Source organism: Humibacillus xanthopallidus (assembly GCF_006717145.1).
Lineage (GTDB): Bacteria > Actinomycetota > Actinomycetes > Actinomycetales > Dermatophilaceae > Humibacillus > Humibacillus xanthopallidus.
The window spans coordinates 778,108-792,159 of sequence record NZ_VFQF01000001.1 but is presented as its reverse complement, the minus strand read 5'-3'; the positions used below and the strand labels follow the sequence as shown (position 1 = coordinate 792,159).

General features: G+C 71.5%; 15 protein-coding genes. 4 read left to right on the top strand and 11 right to left on the bottom strand.

Annotation, left to right across the window (positions count from 1 at the left end):
- Nucleotides 1–69: 69 nt before the first annotated feature.
- The 3 genes from FHX52_RS03580 to FHX52_RS03570 are packed head-to-tail and all read right to left on the bottom strand — an operon-like array spanning nucleotide 70 to nucleotide 4,510.
- Nucleotides 70–1,281, bottom strand: a complete 1,212-nt coding sequence (locus FHX52_RS03580; RefSeq protein ID WP_141819979.1) for a glycosyltransferase family 87 protein — start codon at nucleotides 1,279–1,281, stop codon at nucleotides 70–72.
- The gene (locus tag FHX52_RS03575; RefSeq protein WP_141819977.1) at nucleotides 1,278–2,552 is read right to left on the bottom strand and encodes a class I SAM-dependent RNA methyltransferase; all 1,275 of its coding nucleotides are present in this window, start codon (nucleotides 2,550–2,552) and stop codon (nucleotides 1,278–1,280) included. The genes FHX52_RS03580 and FHX52_RS03575 overlap by 4 nt, the downstream gene beginning before the upstream one ends.
- A complete protein-coding gene (locus tag FHX52_RS03570) occupies nucleotides 2,549–4,510 on the bottom strand; it encodes an APC family permease (RefSeq protein WP_141822014.1) in 1,962 nt (653 codons plus the stop codon). The genes FHX52_RS03575 and FHX52_RS03570 overlap by 4 nt, the downstream gene beginning before the upstream one ends.
- Nucleotides 4,511–4,692: 182 nt before the next feature.
- Between FHX52_RS03570 and FHX52_RS03565 the strand changes: the two genes are divergently transcribed.
- Together FHX52_RS03565 and FHX52_RS03560 are read left to right on the top strand one after the other, a co-directional pair.
- Nucleotides 4,693–5,355, top strand: coding sequence for a potassium channel family protein (locus tag FHX52_RS03565; protein WP_141819975.1), 663 nt, complete (start codon nucleotides 4,693–4,695; stop codon nucleotides 5,353–5,355).
- A 54-nt stretch (nucleotides 5,356–5,409) separates the two neighbouring features.
- Nucleotides 5,410–6,105, top strand: coding sequence for a potassium channel family protein (locus FHX52_RS03560; protein ID WP_141819974.1), 696 nt, complete (start codon nucleotides 5,410–5,412; stop codon nucleotides 6,103–6,105).
- Nucleotides 6,106–6,161: 56 nt separating this feature from the next.
- Here FHX52_RS03560 and FHX52_RS03555 read toward each other — a convergent pair whose 3' ends face one another.
- The 5 genes from FHX52_RS03555 to FHX52_RS03535 form a co-directional block, all read right to left on the bottom strand.
- Nucleotides 6,162–6,953, bottom strand: coding sequence for a DUF3159 domain-containing protein (locus FHX52_RS03555; RefSeq protein WP_141819972.1), 792 nt, complete (start codon nucleotides 6,951–6,953; stop codon nucleotides 6,162–6,164).
- A complete protein-coding gene (locus FHX52_RS03550) occupies nucleotides 6,946–7,338 on the bottom strand; it encodes an OB-fold nucleic acid binding domain-containing protein (protein ID WP_141819970.1) in 393 nt (130 codons plus the stop codon). The genes FHX52_RS03555 and FHX52_RS03550 overlap by 8 nt, the downstream gene beginning before the upstream one ends.
- Nucleotides 7,339–7,363: 25 nt before the next feature.
- Nucleotides 7,364–8,146: a DUF3710 domain-containing protein gene (locus tag FHX52_RS03545; protein ID WP_246069595.1), complete on the bottom strand. Its 783-nt coding sequence runs from the start codon at nucleotides 8,144–8,146 to the stop codon at nucleotides 7,364–7,366.
- 85 nt (nucleotides 8,147–8,231) lie between these two features.
- Nucleotides 8,232–8,801, bottom strand: coding sequence for a dUTP diphosphatase (gene dut, locus FHX52_RS03540; protein WP_141819968.1), 570 nt, complete (start codon nucleotides 8,799–8,801; stop codon nucleotides 8,232–8,234).
- Nucleotides 8,802–8,845: 44 nt separating this feature from the next.
- Nucleotides 8,846–9,145 (bottom strand): DUF4193 domain-containing protein, encoded by a 300-nt coding sequence (locus tag FHX52_RS03535; RefSeq protein ID WP_141819966.1) that lies wholly within the window; start codon nucleotides 9,143–9,145, stop codon nucleotides 8,846–8,848.
- Nucleotides 9,146–9,477: 332 nt separating this feature from the next.
- On the opposite strand from FHX52_RS03535, the gene FHX52_RS03530 reads away from it, so the two are divergent.
- Nucleotides 9,478–9,663 (top strand): hypothetical protein, encoded by a 186-nt coding sequence (locus FHX52_RS03530; RefSeq protein WP_141819964.1) that lies wholly within the window; start codon nucleotides 9,478–9,480, stop codon nucleotides 9,661–9,663.
- A 58-nt stretch (nucleotides 9,664–9,721) separates the two neighbouring features.
- Here FHX52_RS03530 and FHX52_RS03525 read toward each other — a convergent pair whose 3' ends face one another.
- From FHX52_RS03525 to FHX52_RS03515, 3 genes are read right to left on the bottom strand one after another with little or no spacing between them, the layout of a single operon-like run.
- Nucleotides 9,722–10,588 (bottom strand): inositol monophosphatase family protein, encoded by an 867-nt coding sequence (locus FHX52_RS03525; protein WP_141819962.1) that lies wholly within the window; start codon nucleotides 10,586–10,588, stop codon nucleotides 9,722–9,724.
- Nucleotide 10,589: 1 nt separating this feature from the next.
- Nucleotides 10,590–11,681, bottom strand: coding sequence for a ferrochelatase (locus FHX52_RS03520; RefSeq protein ID WP_141819960.1), 1,092 nt, complete (start codon nucleotides 11,679–11,681; stop codon nucleotides 10,590–10,592).
- 42 nt (nucleotides 11,682–11,723) lie between these two features.
- On the bottom strand, nucleotides 11,724–12,362 hold the full coding sequence (locus tag FHX52_RS03515; RefSeq protein ID WP_141819958.1) for a trimeric intracellular cation channel family protein: 639 nt from the start codon (nucleotides 12,360–12,362) through the stop codon (nucleotides 11,724–11,726).
- A 142-nt stretch (nucleotides 12,363–12,504) separates the two neighbouring features.
- On the opposite strand from FHX52_RS03515, the gene sepH reads away from it, so the two are divergent.
- The gene (sepH, locus tag FHX52_RS03510) at nucleotides 12,505–13,965 is read left to right on the top strand and encodes a septation protein SepH (protein WP_141819956.1); all 1,461 of its coding nucleotides are present in this window, start codon (nucleotides 12,505–12,507) and stop codon (nucleotides 13,963–13,965) included.
- Nucleotides 13,966–14,052 lie beyond the last annotated feature (87 nt).

Genomic DNA, 14,052 nt, shown 5'->3' with positions numbered 1-14,052 from the left:
AACACTAGTACGAGCCACCGACAGTCCTCGGGCGTCGTCCACACCCCCGCGTGCCTCGCGCCCCCGCCATCAGTCCACCACGGTGGGGTGGCCCACTGTCGTCCTCTTACGCGTCTCCTGCACGCTGCCTTCGTTGGAGCGCCACAGCCACGCGTCGCGGAGCACGGAGACCGTCACCATGACGAACGTCGCCCCCACCACCGTGACGTAACCGGTCCGCCCCTGGTCGAGCGACCGGAAGGCGATCCACCACCAGGCAGCCACCACCAGTCCCGCACCGACCATGCCTGCGCTCACGCGGCCGCTCATGAGCCGAACCACGTGTATCCAGGCGATCGGCACGAGGAGGATGAGGTAGAACCAGTGGCTCACCGGCAGGAGGAGCAGCCCACAGCCGACGAGATGCCAGAACGCCAGCCGCTCGTCATGCGGCCGGCGGAGAGCGACGAGGCCGATGGCGAGAGCCCACAGGCCCAGGATCGCCGTGGCCGCCCACCGCAACCACCGCGAGTCGACCAAGGGCTCGAACTGCGTGCCCTCGGCGAACAGATCTCGACCGACGCCGAACGCCGAGTAGGACAGGTAGGGCTGCACGGAATTCCGCCGCGTCGCGCCGTACCAGTCCGGCACGAACGACGGTCCGAGGATCGCGGTGAAGGCGAGCGCGCCCCCCAGGAGGACGATGCACATGGCCACGACGGCCGAGGGCCGACTGGTCCCGCCGCGTTGAAGGACCCAGATGATGGCGAAGAGGGGCCAGGTCTTGACCAGCCCGGCGAGACCGATGAGCGCACCGAAGACCGCGGCACGGCCCCGACGCGCCGCGAGAAGTGCCACCGAGAACACCGCGAGCACCAGCAGGTCGCTCTGTCCGTAGAACAGCTCGAGGGTCACGGGCCAGGTCCAGAAGAGGAGTCCGGCACCCACCATCACGAAAGCCGGCGCGCGCCAGCCGCTGAGCTCGACCGCGAAGGTGCGCCAGGTCGCGATGAGCGCGATCACCCCGCACGTCACACCGAGGAGGTTCCACCACAGCAGGGGGCCGCCCGTGTGCAGGAGTCCGGCGACCACGAGCGCGACCAGCGGCGAGTAGACGTAGCCGTCCACCGCGTAGGGCGTTCCGAGGTCGGTCAGCGCCCTGGCCGCCGCGGAGTAGTACGTCTGGAAGTCATGCCCGGCGTTGTCACCGACGAGGGACGCCTGCAGGCGCGTCCAGGATGCTCCTGCGACCACGCAGACTGCGCCCATCCAGAGCAGGGCAGTCGGCAGTCGGCGGGTCACCGCCGGCCATCGTCGGGGGACGCCGGCTCGAGCACCGCGATGCACTCCACGTGGTGGGTCATCGGGAAGGCGTCCCACGCCTCGAGGGAGCTCATCGCGTAGCCCTGCTCCCCTGCCACCCGCACGTCGCGCGCCAGCGCCGCAGGGTCGCACGCCACGTAGATGACGCGGCGAGGCCGGAGCTGCGCGACCAGCCGCATGACGTCCTTGCCCGCGCCGGTGCGCGGCGGGTCGAGCACGACGAGGTCGGCGCTGACCCCTTGCGAGACGAGCGAGCGCAGCTCGCGGTCGACGCGGTTCGCCCGCCACTCGACACCCTCGAGGTGCTCCGTGTTGCGTATGCCGTTCTCGACCGCCCGTGCGTCCCCCTCGACTCCCAGCACGGACCCTCCGGGGGCGACGAGCGCGGCGAGGCGCATGGTGAACAGCCCCGACCCGGCATAGAGGTCGGCCACGAGATCACCGGGCCCGGCTCCGAGCAGAGCCACGACGCGCGCGAGGAAGGTCGACGCAGCCCCGGGGTGCACCTGCCAGAAGCCGCGCGCCGAGACGACGTACTCGCCCTCCCAGTCGCCGTCTCGAACGAGCTCGCCCACGAGCCCACCGGACGCATCCGACCCCGGGGCGACCGGCAGCGGCACGAGCACCGGCTCGTCGGGGTGGGCCGCGTCGATGACGTCGACCGACTCGATGTCGGGCCAGTCGGTGTCGAGCACTCCCGAGTCGATGACACCGCGGGTGGCGATGAGGCAGTCGTCCAGCGGCACGATGGTCCGCGAGCGGTGTGCGCGCAGCCCCGGCCGGCCGAGGTCGTCGACCGCGAACTCGACGCGGGTGCGCCAGCGCAGCCCGTCCTCGTCGCCGGGTACCGGCCTCACCGAGACGTCCACATCGAGCCCCGCGAGCCGCGAGAACTGCTCGCGCACGACGTCGCCCTTGAGCTGGCGTTGCACGCCGAGCGACGCGTGCTGGAAGTCGCAACCACCACAGAGGCCGGAGGCGGCATACCGGCAGGGGGGCTCGACGCGCCCGGGCGCGCGCTCGAGCACGGTGACGGCGTCGGCGCGTACGAAGGAGTCGCCCACCCGCCCTTCGGTGACGCGCGCGACGACGCGCTCACCGGGCAGGGTGTGACGCACGAAGACGACCTGCCCCTCGTGCCTCGCGACGCAGTGCCCGCCGTGCGCCACGGGGCCGACGTCGACGGTCCACTCCCGGCCGGCGAGCGACTCGCCGCCCTCCGCACGTTCGCGGATCTGGCGCGTGCTCACAGCGCTCCGCCGCGGACGGAGCCGGGGATCGGCGGCTCGTCGATCCAGTCGCGCTCGGCGCCCTCGGACGACTGGAGCTGCCACGGCACGCTGACGACCATGACGCCGGGGGTGAAGAGGAGTCGGGCCTTGAGCCGCAGGGCGCTCTGGTTGTGCAGGATCTGCTCCCACCACCTGCCGAGGACGTACTCGGGCAGGTAGACGGTGACGAGGTCGCGCGGGTTGCCGCTGCGGATCGAGCGTACGTAGTCGAGCACCGGCTTCGTGATCTGCCGGTAGGGCGAGGCGAGGACCTTGAGCGGCACGGGGATGTCGCGCTTGTCCCACTCGTCGAGCAGCGCCTGGGTCTCCTCGGGGTCGACGTCGACCGTGACCGCCTCGAGGTATGAGGGCCGGCTCGCGCGTGCGTAGGCGAGCGCTCGCATCGTCGGCTTGTGCACCTTGGAGATGCAGACGATGGCGTGGACGTGGCTCGGCAGGGTCGGACGGTCGACCTCCCAGTCGATCGCGAGCTCGTCGCGCACGCGGGAGTAGTGCTTCTTGATGGCGAGCATCAGCACGAAGAGCACCGCCATGGCGAGGATCGCGAAGCGGGCCCCTTGCGCGAACTTCGTGATGAGCACGACGATCAGCACGAGCCCCGACATCGCGGCCCCGACGGCGTTGATGGCCCGCGAGCGCTGCATCCGGGCACGCTCCTTGGCGTTGCGCTCGAGGCGCAGGTGGCGCGTCCAGTGGCGCACCATGCCCGTCTGGCTCGTTGTGAAGGAGACGAAGACACCGACGATGTAGAGCTGCAGCAGGGCGTTGACGTTCGCGCGGAAGACGACGACCAGCAGGACCGCCGCCGCGGCGAGGATGAGGATGCCGTTGGAGAAGGCGAGCCGGTCGCCGCGCGTGTGCAGCTGGCGGGGCAGGTAGCCGTCGCGGGCAAGGATCGAGCCGAGCACCGGGAAGCCGTTGAACGCCGTGTTGGCGGCGAGGAAGAGGATGAGCCCGGTGACGATGGTGACGAAGACGACCCCGATGTGGAAGTTCGCGAAGACAGCCTCGGAGAGCTGGCCGATGGCCGTGTGCTGGACGTAGCCGTCACCCACCGGCTGACCGTCGCGCAACAGCTGGCGAGCGGGGTCCTCCGCGATCTTGATTCCCGTCCACTGGCTGAGCGTGATGATCGAGGCGAGCATCGTGATCGAGAGGGCGCCCATGAGCAGCAGCGTCGCCGCGGCGTTGTCGCTCTTCGGCTTGCGGAAGGCCGGCACGCCGTTGCTGATCGCCTCGACGCCCGTGAGCGCTGCACAGCCCGAGGAGAAGGCTCGCAGCAGCAGGAAGGCCGCCGCGAGGCCTGTGAGCTCCTGCCCACCCTCGGGCACGAGCGTGAGCCCGGCGCTCTCCGCAGGCGTCAGGTTGCCCGTGAACTTCTGGACGAACCCCACGATGCCCATGCCGATGATGGCGAGCATGAAGAGGTAGACCGGCACGGCGAAGGCCTTGCCCGACTCGCGCACGCCGCGGAGGTTCATGGCCGTGAGGAAGACGATGATGGCGACGCCGACGATCACCTCGTTGCCCCGCACGAAGCCGAAGACGGTGCCGGCGTTCTGCACGCCCGAGCTCACCGAGACGGCCACCGTGAGCACGTAGTCGACGAGCAGGGCGCTCGCGACGGTGAGGCCCGCCTTGGGCCCGAGGTTGACGGTCGCCACCTCGTAGTCGCCTCCGCCGGAGGGGTAGGCGTGGACGTTCTGCCGGTAGGAGGCGACGACGACGACCATGACGAGGATGACGGCGATCGTGACCTGCCAGCTGTGCGTCATGGCGAAGGCGCCGCCGGCGAGGCCGAGCATGAGCATGATCTCGTCGGGCGCGTAGGCCACGGACGACAGGGCGTCGCTCGCGAAGATCGGCAGCGCGAGCCGCTTGGGCAACAGCGTCTCGCCCAGCTTGTCGCTGCGCATCGCGCGACCGAGGAGAAGTCGCTTGAGCAGCGATCCCGAACGTGGCACGGACGACACTGTATGCCGGAACGCCCCCTCCCACAGACCATCCCCGGACCGCGTGCGCGAGGGTGTCCGCGGGGTGGTCACCGCCACGGACGGACCCGCGGTGGCGGGCCCCAGCACGGTGTAGCGTCGCGTCCGTGCACTTCGTGATCATGGGTTGCGGCCGCGTCGGGTCGACCCTTGCCCGCACCCTCGGACGCAGCGGCCACGACGTGGCCGTCATCGACTCCGACGCGTCGGCGTTCCGGCGCCTCGGCACGTCGTTCGACGGGCAGACGGTGACGGGCATCGGTTTCGACCGGCGCACCCTCGTCGCAGCGGGGATCAAGGAGGCCTACGCCTTCGCCGCAGTCAGCAGCGGAGACAACTCCAACATCCTCGCGGCCCGGGTCGCCCGTGAGACCTTCGGCGTCGAGCACGTCGCCGCGCGCATCTACGACCCCCAGCGGGCCATGGTCTACCAGCGCCTCGGCATCCCGACCGTCGCGACGGTGCGCTGGACGGCGGACCAGATGATCCAGCGCCTCCTCCCCCAGGGCGCGGTGCCGGAGCTGACCGACCCGAGCGGCAAGATCGTCATCGCCGAGGTGCCCATGGCCGAGCCCTGGATCGGCAGGCGCATGACCGACATCGAGGAGCAGACGGGCTCCCGCATCGCCTACGTGACGCGGCTCGGCGAGGGCACCCTGCCCAGGGCCGACATGATGATCCAGCAGGGCGACCTCGTGCACCTCGCGGTGCCGCGTGACGACCTCGCCCGGGTCGAGCGCCTCTGCGACCAGCCGCCCGCGGCCCACTGACGGCCGACTGACGGCCCACCGACAGACACTGACGGATTCAGGAGAAGGAACCGCATGCGCGTCGTCATCGCCGGAGCCGGGAGCGTTGGCCGGTCCATCGCCCGTGAGCTGCTCGCCAACGGGCACCAGGTGCTGCTCATCGACAAGGACGCCGACGACGTGCAGGCCTCACGGGTGCCCGAGGCGTCCTGGCTGCTCGCCGACGCGTGCGAGCTCGCGGCCCTCGAGGAGGCCCGGCTCGAGGCGTCGGACGTCTGCGTCGCCGCGACCGGGGACGACAAGGCCAACCTCGTGCTCTCGCTCCTCGCCAAGACCGAGTTCGGTGTGCCCCGCACCGTCGCCCGCGTCAACAACCCCAAGAACGAGTGGATGTTCGACGAGTCGTGGGGCGTCGACGTCGCCGTGTCGACGCCGCGCCTCATGACGGCCCTCATCGAGGAGGCCGTCAGCATCGGTGACCTCGTGCGCATCTTCGAGTTCCAGCAGGGCCGGGCCTCGATGGTCGAGATCACCCTGCCCGAGGGCAGTCCCTTCGCGGGTCGGCGGGTCGGCGACGTCGACTGGCCGACCGACACCGTGCTCGTCGCCATCATCCGTGAGGAGCGGCCGCTCGCGCCCACCTCCGACGACGCGATGGAGGCCGGCGACGAGCTGCTCTTCATCACGACGACGGAGCAGGAGGACCGGCTCCAGGACCTCGTCGCTCCGGGCACGCAGCACCACCGCAGCGCCGAGGACGACGAGGTCTGACGGGTCCGGTCAGATCTGACGGGTCCCTCAGATCTGACCAGGGCCGACCGGCCCGGTCAGGCGACCGGGCGGACGGTGCCGTTCGGGTCGATCGGGGTGCGTCCGCGCACGAGGATGGCGCCCATGGCGGTGATCGCGAGCAGGTAGGCCGGCCAGCCGAGGACCACCTTCGCCACCCCGAGCGCCGCCACCTGCTCGGCGAGGTATAGCGGCACCATGATCGCGAGCCGCACGATGTTGAGGGCGATGAGCACCCACGCGAGGCGCATCGCGACGGTGACGATGCCGCGGTGGCGGCGCCACCACGTGGGGTCCTGCGCGAAGGCTTCCGGCTCGGCCACGCCGACGACGAAGCCGAAGAGCGGCCACCGCGTCAGGTTGGTGACGAGCAGGAGCAAGAGCAGGCCGGCGTTCTGCAGCATGCCGGGGAGGAAGGCGTCCTCCGCCTTGCCCGACCGGAGCGCGAAGAAGGCCGAGATGCCGATGCCGACGGCGGCATACACGATGAAGCGGGGGTCCTGACGCTGCGCGAGGCGCACGAGGAGGAAGACGGCGACGCACGCGCCGGCGACGAACAACGACGTGCGCAGGTCCTTCGTCACCGACCAGGTGAGCGCGAAGGCCAGCGTCGGCACGGCCGACTCGACGGCCCCGCGCCACCCGCCGATGGCCTCCGACAGCTTGTCGCGCAGAAGGTCCTCGACGGTGTCGTAGCGGCGCAGGTCGGCCTCGGAGCGGGCGACGCCGTCACCCTCGGCGCCGCTCAACACCTCGGCGTCGCTGCCCGCGATGGGCGCGCGCGGCTGCGAGGACTGCGACGGCGTGGAAGGGAACTCGGTGTCACTCATGCGCCTGCCCCACACGGCCGAGGATCTCGTAGGCCGGGTTGAAGATGGTGGTCACCTTGCGCTGCTTCGTGACCCGCCCGGTGGCCTGGATCTTGATGCCGGGCACGATGCCGGCGATGCGGCGACGGCCCAGCCAGATGAGGTGCAGCGAGTCGCTGCCGTCCCACAGCTCGACGTCGAGGGCCGGGGTCTCGTCGCGCGGGCGCAGCGTCACCGACCGGACCTCACCGCTCACGGTCACGAGGGTGCGCTGGGCGACGTCGCCGATGTGGCTGACACCGAGCTGCTCGGACTCGCGGCGCAGCTCCGCCGCCTCGAGCTCGTGCGCGGGACTCGTGAGGCGGTCGGACAGGCGCCGAAGGACGCCCGGCTTCGTGCTGCTCACCGGGTGCCCCGGGCACGGCAGGACATCAGCGGACCTCGGTGATCTCGGGACCGCGCTCGAAGGGGTTGAGGTCGTCGAGCCGGGGTGCACCCGGCTCGCCCGGCTCGGCGGCCTGGGCCGTCTCGGTCGCCTCGGCGGGCACCTCGGGCAGCCGGAGCGGGAGCAGCTCGCGGGGCGGCATCGCCTCGTCGCCGCGGTCGATCACGGACGTGCGGATGACGTCGTGCACCGCCTCGGCGGTCTCGGGCTCGATCGCGGCACGACCGCTGACGACAGCGCGGAGGAACCACCGCGGCCCGTCGATGCCGACGAAGCGGGCGGGCATGAAGACGGTGCGGCCATCGGGGCCTGCCTGCGGCATGCGCGTCAGCAGCTCCTCACCGAACTCGCCGCTGACGACCTCGGCCGTGCCGCCGGAGTCGACGATGCTCGCCGCGATCTCGTTGCGGATGTCGACCCACACGCCCTCGGTGCGCGGCGCCGCGAAGGCCTGCAGCTGCACGGCCGACTCGCCGATGACGGCGGTGACGCCGGTGATCTGCTGCTCCTGCTCGTTGACCTCGAGGCGCAGCTCCATGCCCTGGCTCCCCCGGAGCCAGATCGAGCCGAGGTTGAGGTAGTCGGAGTCGTCGTCGACCTCGCTGCGGTCGAACGGTCGGGAGGTGGGCTCTACCGTGTCGGAGGTGGCCTCGTCGTCGGCCGGCTGCGCGTCGTCCTGGGTCTCGTCGACCCGACCGTCACCGTCGAGCGCGTCGTCGACCGGGCGGTCCTTCGACCGGCCCCTGCTGAAGAGTCCCACGTCCGTCATCCGTCCTTCGTGCTGTGCCGTCACCCGGCGCACTCACGTGCGCCCGGCGAACCGTATCCGATGATCGCTGCTGGATGGTCCGGGATCACGCGGACGGCGGGGGTGTCGGCGCCGCGGACTCTCCCGCTGCCGCAGGCGCCCCACCGAAGCCGCCGGTGGATCCGTGTCCAGTGTCCCCCCTGCTGGTCTCCGTGAGCGAATCGACCTGGACAAACCGGGGGCGCTCCACGCGTTGCACGACGAGCTGGGCGATCCGGTCACCCCGCCGCACCGTGAAGGCCTCGCTGGGGTCGAGGTTGACGAGGTTGACGAGGATCTCGCCCCGGTAGCCCTCGTCGACCGTGCCCGGAGCGTTGACGATGGAGATACCGTGTCGCGCAGCGAGCCCCGAGCGGGGATGCACGAAGCCGGCGTGGCCGGTCGGGAGCGCGATCGCGACGCCAGTCGGCACGAGCACCCGCTCACCGGGTGCGATCGTGACCTCGACGGCAGAACAGAGATCCGCGCCGGCGTCGCCGGGGTGGGCGTAGGCCGGGAGCGGAAGCTGTGGGTCGAGCACCCGGACGGCGACCTCGAGCTCCGCCTCCCCCGCACTCACCGAGTCATTCGGGGTGCCGTCCGGGGTGTCGTCCGGGGCAGCACAAGGGTCGGTCACGAGGACCGACCCTACTTGCTTGCTCTTGTGCTGCACGGCACCGCTCAGGCGGCGCACTCCGTGCAGATCATCATGCCGTTGCTCTCCTTGGCGAGCTGGCTGCGGTGGTGGACGAGGAAACACCGTCCACACGTGAACTCGTCTGCCTGCTTGGGCAGGACCCGCACCGACAGCTCCTCGCCGGAGAGGTCTGCGCCGGGCAGCTCGAAGCCCTCGGCCTGCTCGGTCTCGTCGACATCGACGCTCGACGAGGACTTGTCGACCCGCCGTGACTTGAGCTCCTCGATGGAGTCCTCGTTGAGCTCGTCGTCGGTCTTCCGAGGCGCGTCGTAATCAGTTGCCATCGTGGTGTCTCGCTTCCCCTTCGTAGGGCGCCATGCGCTCTGTGACGCCAAGAACGCTCGTGGTCGTCCGCTTGTTCCCGCTGCTCCCCGCCGAGTTAACAGCCGCGAAACATGTCAGCGTGCGCGTATGGTGCCCGATCCGAAGGTGCGCTGTCACTTCCGCCCGGCCAAGGTCTGAGACAAGTGCGGCGAGTTGACCGTGCGCCTGTCCTTTTCAGACCAATAGTTCACCCGTCCTTTGCCATCTGCCTACCGTCCGGCGTGCACAGTTGGGCTCCTACGACGCGGTAGGGTCGCCGGACCCACCGATCGATTCCGGCCCGGAGGTGCACATGACCGAGTTCGTCGACCAGATCCGCCTACGCGTCACCGACGCCCTGATTGACCTGAGCCAGGCCCGCGCCGCGGGCGACGACTACCGGGTGCAGGTGCACATCGGTGAGCTGGAGTCCTTCGCCCGGCTCGCCGAGGAGAACGGCGTGCGCGTGCCGGAGCTCGAGCCCTTCAGGGCCGCCTGAGCGCAGCCCTGCTCAACCGCAGGGCCACCAGACCCGTCGAACCCGCCTGCCGTATGCGTCAGGCGGGTTCCGTCGTGAAGAGCGGAGCCACCTGCGTGGCGAGTGCCGGCCCTGCAGCGACCGTGAGCGCCTTGCCGGGCGCTCCCCCGTCGCGTCCGACGACCACGCCGCCGGCCTCCTCGACGACGATCCAGCCTGCGGCGAGGTCCCAGGCGTTGATGCCCGACTCGGCATAGGCATCGACGGACCCGTCGGCCACCCGCACGAGGTCGAGGGCTGCGCTGCCGATGCGCCGGATGTCGCGCACCAGCGGGAGCACCCGGGTGAGGACTTCTGCCTGCCGTGCCCGCACGTCGGCGGCGTAGCCGAAGCCGGTCGCGAGCAGGCTGCGCCCGAGGCGGTGCTCGGACGAGACCGTGAGCCGCCGCGGCGGGGTGGCGTCGCCCTCCTCCTCGGGCCTCGTCCACGCGCCGGCGCCGTGGCGGGCATGGTGCACCAGTCGGAGGGACGGGTCGGAGATCGCGCCCGCGACGGGCCTCCACGCGCCCTCTCGAGAAGGGTCGCCGACGACGACAGCCACCGACACGGCATACGCGGGGATCTCGTAGAGGTAGTTGACGGTGCCGTCGATGGGGTCGATGACCCACGTGAGGCCCGACGTGCCCGTGACATCGGCGCCCTCCTCGCCGAGGATGCCGTCGTCGGGGCGCGCCTCGATGATGAGGCGGTGGAGCAGCTCCTCGGAGCGGCGGTCCATCACGGTGACGACGTCGGTGTCGGTCGACTTCGTCTGGGCCACGCCGAGGCGGTCGGGACGCTCGTCGCGGATGAACCTGCCTGCGATGACGGCGAACTCGACGCAGAGCTGCTCGAGGGCAGCGAGCTGCTCATCGCTGGGGACGGAGACTGCGGCGGCGGCGTCCATCTCAGTCGCGCCCGCAGAGGGCCGGGCGCGCCTGACGGAGGTTGGGGCAGCAGCCCGGCTCGCACACCGACGGCCGCCGACCCTCGTAGTCGGGGACGCCCTCGCCCCGCGCCTCCGCAGCACGCTCGATGAGTGCGTCGACGAGATCGGAGACGAAGCGCCGGTCGGTGCCGACGGTCGGCACGCGCACGAGCTCGACGCCCACCCGGTCGGCCGTCTCCTTCGCCTCGGTGTCGAGGTCGTAGACGACCTCCATGTGGTCGGAGACGAAGCCGATGGGGGCGACGACGACCGTCTTCGTGCCGGCCGCCGCCAGCTCCTCGATGCGGTCGTTGACGTCGGGCTCGAGCCACGGCTGGCTAGGCGGCCCCGAGCGCGAGCAGAAGACGAGCTCACCGGTGATGTCGCGGCCGAGGATGCGACCCGCCTCCTCCGAGATGGCAGAGGCGAGAGCCAGGTGCTGGCGCTGGTAGAGGTGTCCCTCGCCGTCGCCGGGGCCGGACGTCTCGTCCATCGCCATGGGGATCGAGTGTGTGACGAAGAGGAGCGCGACCTCGTCGTCGGGAGCACCGTCGAGGGCCCGCATCGCGTCGACGACCCGGCCGAGGTTGGCCTCCGCGAAGCGCGGCCGCGGCGCATAGGGACCGACCTTGTCGATCTGCAGCTCGATGCCCTCCTCCCCCACGGTGGCGGCGGCGTCGGCGAGGTTCTCGCGGTACTGCCGGCACGAGGAGTAGCACGAGTAGGCGCTCGTCGTGATGACGAGGAGGCGGCGGTGGCCGCTCGCGTGGGCCTCGCGCAGGGCGTCGTCGAGGAAGGGTGGTGAGTTGCGGTTGCCCCAGAGCACTGGCAGCTCGATCTCGCGGGCGTCGAGCTCGGCCCGCAGCGCCGCGATGAGCGCGCGGTTCTGGTCGTTGATCGGGCTCCGGCCGCCGAAGTGGTGGTAGTGCTCCCCCACCTGCTCGAGGCGCTCGTCGGGGATGCCGCGGCCCGCGGTGACCCGGCGCAGGAAGGGCATCACCTCCTCGGGGGCCTCGGGTCCCCCGAAGCTCAGCAGGAGAACGGCGTCGTAGGGGTCGAGGGTGTTCTGCATGCCATCACTTTCGCGTGGAGTGGGTCGGGCGTCGAGGGGAGGTCAGGTGCGCGCGCCCGACCGCAGTGGTGTAGGGGCGTTGAGGTCGAGCCGCACGGCGACGAGCCGCACGACGAAGACGAGGCCGGCCGCGGCCCAGAGCATCCACATGCGCAGGACACCCTGCTCCACGAGCACGACGACGACGACCGACCCGAGGAGCGCGGGCAGCGCGTACAGCTCGCGGCGCAGCACCTCGGGCACCTGGCCGGCGAGCAGGTCGCGGATGACCCCGCCGCCCACGGCGGTGATGAGACCGATGAGCACGGCGGCGATCGGCGCCACACCGAGGGTGGTCGCGGCCTTGAGGCTGCCGGCGACGGCGAACGCCGCGAGGCCGCCGGCATCGAGCACCTTGACGAAGCGGCCGATCCGCTCGATCGCCGGGTGGAGGAAGAAGGTCGCGAGACCGCCCAGGGCGGCGGCGCTGAGCAGGCGCCAGTCACTGATGCCCACGGGTGGCACGACGCCGATGAGGACGTCGCGCATGATGCCGCCGCCGAGGGCTGCGGCGCACGCGAGGACGAGGACCCCGAAGAGGTCGAAGCGCTTCTTGACCGCGACAAGGCCACCCGAGAGCGCGAAGACGAAGACGCCGACGAGGTCGAGGGCCAGCTGGGCGGAGGCGAAGTCGGTGGGCATGACAGAGCAAACGCTACCCGCGCGGCGTGGTCGCTTTGGTGGGCACCCGGCACGGTGGCATGCTCGACGCGAAGCCCTCACGATCCGTGACAAACGCAGGCACGCAGACGACCGCTGATCCGCTCGACCGGGAGACCCACCCATGCAGGACCTCACGCTCATCGGCGTCCACGAGGACGGCCTGCACCTGTTGCTGGCCGATGCCGAGGGCAACCGCTACACGGTGCCCCTCGACGACTCGCTGCGCGCCGCGGCGCGACGTGACCGCCCCCGGCTGGGCCAGCTGCAGAACGAGCTGGCGGGCGGGCTGCGGCCCGCGGCCGTCCAATCGATGATCCGTGCCGGCCTGACGGCCGAGGAGGCTGCGGAGCGGGCCGGTTGGACGGTCGAGAAGGTGCACAAGTACGAAGGGCCGATCCTCGCCGAGCGCGAGCACGTGGCCGGTCTGGCCCGCCAGGTGCGGCTGCGTTCGCGCGGCGCCTCCCATGGGGCGTCGACGACGCTCGAGGCGCGGGTGACCGAGCGTCTCGTCAGCCGCGAGATCGACCCGGCCGCGGTGGCCTGGGACTCCCGCCGCGCCGACAAGGGCGAATGGATCGTGTCGCTCGCCTTCGCGGCCGGCGGCCGGGAGCGCGAGGCGGCGTGGCGCTTCGACCCCCTCGCGCGCATCGTGTCCGCGCTCGACGACGAGTCGCGCTGGCTCAGCGAGGACGACGACACTCCCGCGCCCGGCCCCCTGCCCGCTCCCCACCTGGCCACCCCCGCCCGACCGGCCAAGGTCTACGACGTCGAGGCCGAGGGCGGGGTGGGCGCTCCGACGGCACGTGGCCGCTCGACGCGGTCGTCGGCGTCGGCCCGTGCTGCCACCACTCGACCTGCGCCCGCCCCGGACTCCGCTGCGTCGGGCGCATCCTCCCCGGTCGGTGAGCCTCCGGAGGGCGGCGAGCCGCTCGACCTCGTGGCCGCGATGCGGCAGCGCAACGCGCAGCGTGGTCGACGCCGTCGTCCCCGCGGGGCCGACGTACCCGGGCTCGAGGAGGCGCCGGAGGAGGCGCTCCCGCTCGAGGAGCTCGCCCTCGACCCGCGCGACCACGTGCCCCCGCCGGCCCAGCACCCGCACCCCGAGGACGAGGCGGAGCAGACGGCCGAGGTGGCTGACACGGTTGGCGCCGACGACGAGGTGGACGACGACGTGGAGGAGGGCGGTGCCGACATCTCGGCCGGTCGCACCGAGGACGCCCAAGACGCCGAGGACTCTGACGCGGTCGATGACCTCGACGACCTCGATGACACCGGCGGCGCGACCCCGGAACCTGAACCTGAGCCCGAGCCGGCTTCGGTGGCGCCACCGAAGCCGGGCCCGCGCCCCCGTCAGGTCGAGCGCACCCAGCCGGTGCGCCAGGGCGCGCCCGGCGCGGCCACGTCGTCCGCTGCCCGGGCCGACGACGGCCAGGACGACGGCGACGAGCTCATCGAGGAGCAGGTGGCGCCGCCCGCACCGAGCCCCAAGCGCCCCGCGCCCGCCCGACCCGCCGCCCGCAAGGGTGGGCGCCCGAGCGTGCCGAGCTGGGACGACATCATGTTCGGCCGCAAGGGCGACTGACCGACGCCGGGCGGCGCGGTGCCGCCCGTCGGACGCACAAACCCCACGGCCGAGCCCGTATGCGTGCGGGGGGCTCGACCATCATCA

Coding starts and splice junctions, on each gene's coding strand:
- FHX52_RS03560 (WP_141819974.1), top strand. CDS start 5,410: ATGCGCGTCGTCATCGCCGGAGCCGGGAGCGTTGGCCGGTCCATCGCC.
- FHX52_RS03535 (WP_141819966.1), bottom strand. CDS start 9,145: ATGGCAACTGATTACGACGCGCCTCGGAAGACCGACGACGAGCTCAAC.
- FHX52_RS03525 (WP_141819962.1), bottom strand. CDS start 10,588: ATGGACGCCGCCGCCGCAGTCTCCGTCCCCAGCGATGAGCAGCTCGCT.
- FHX52_RS03545 (WP_246069595.1), bottom strand. CDS start 8,146: ATGACGGACGTGGGACTCTTCAGCAGGGGCCGGTCGAAGGACCGCCCG.
- FHX52_RS03570 (WP_141822014.1), bottom strand. CDS start 4,510: ATGCGCAGCGACAAGCTGGGCGAGACGCTGTTGCCCAAGCGGCTCGCG.
- FHX52_RS03515 (WP_141819958.1), bottom strand. CDS start 12,362: ATGCCCACCGACTTCGCCTCCGCCCAGCTGGCCCTCGACCTCGTCGGC.
- FHX52_RS03530 (WP_141819964.1), top strand. CDS start 9,478: ATGACCGAGTTCGTCGACCAGATCCGCCTACGCGTCACCGACGCCCTG.
- FHX52_RS03520 (WP_141819960.1), bottom strand. CDS start 11,681: ATGCAGAACACCCTCGACCCCTACGACGCCGTTCTCCTGCTGAGCTTC.
- sepH (WP_141819956.1), top strand. CDS start 12,505: ATGCAGGACCTCACGCTCATCGGCGTCCACGAGGACGGCCTGCACCTG.
- FHX52_RS03555 (WP_141819972.1), bottom strand. CDS start 6,953: ATGAGTGACACCGAGTTCCCTTCCACGCCGTCGCAGTCCTCGCAGCCG.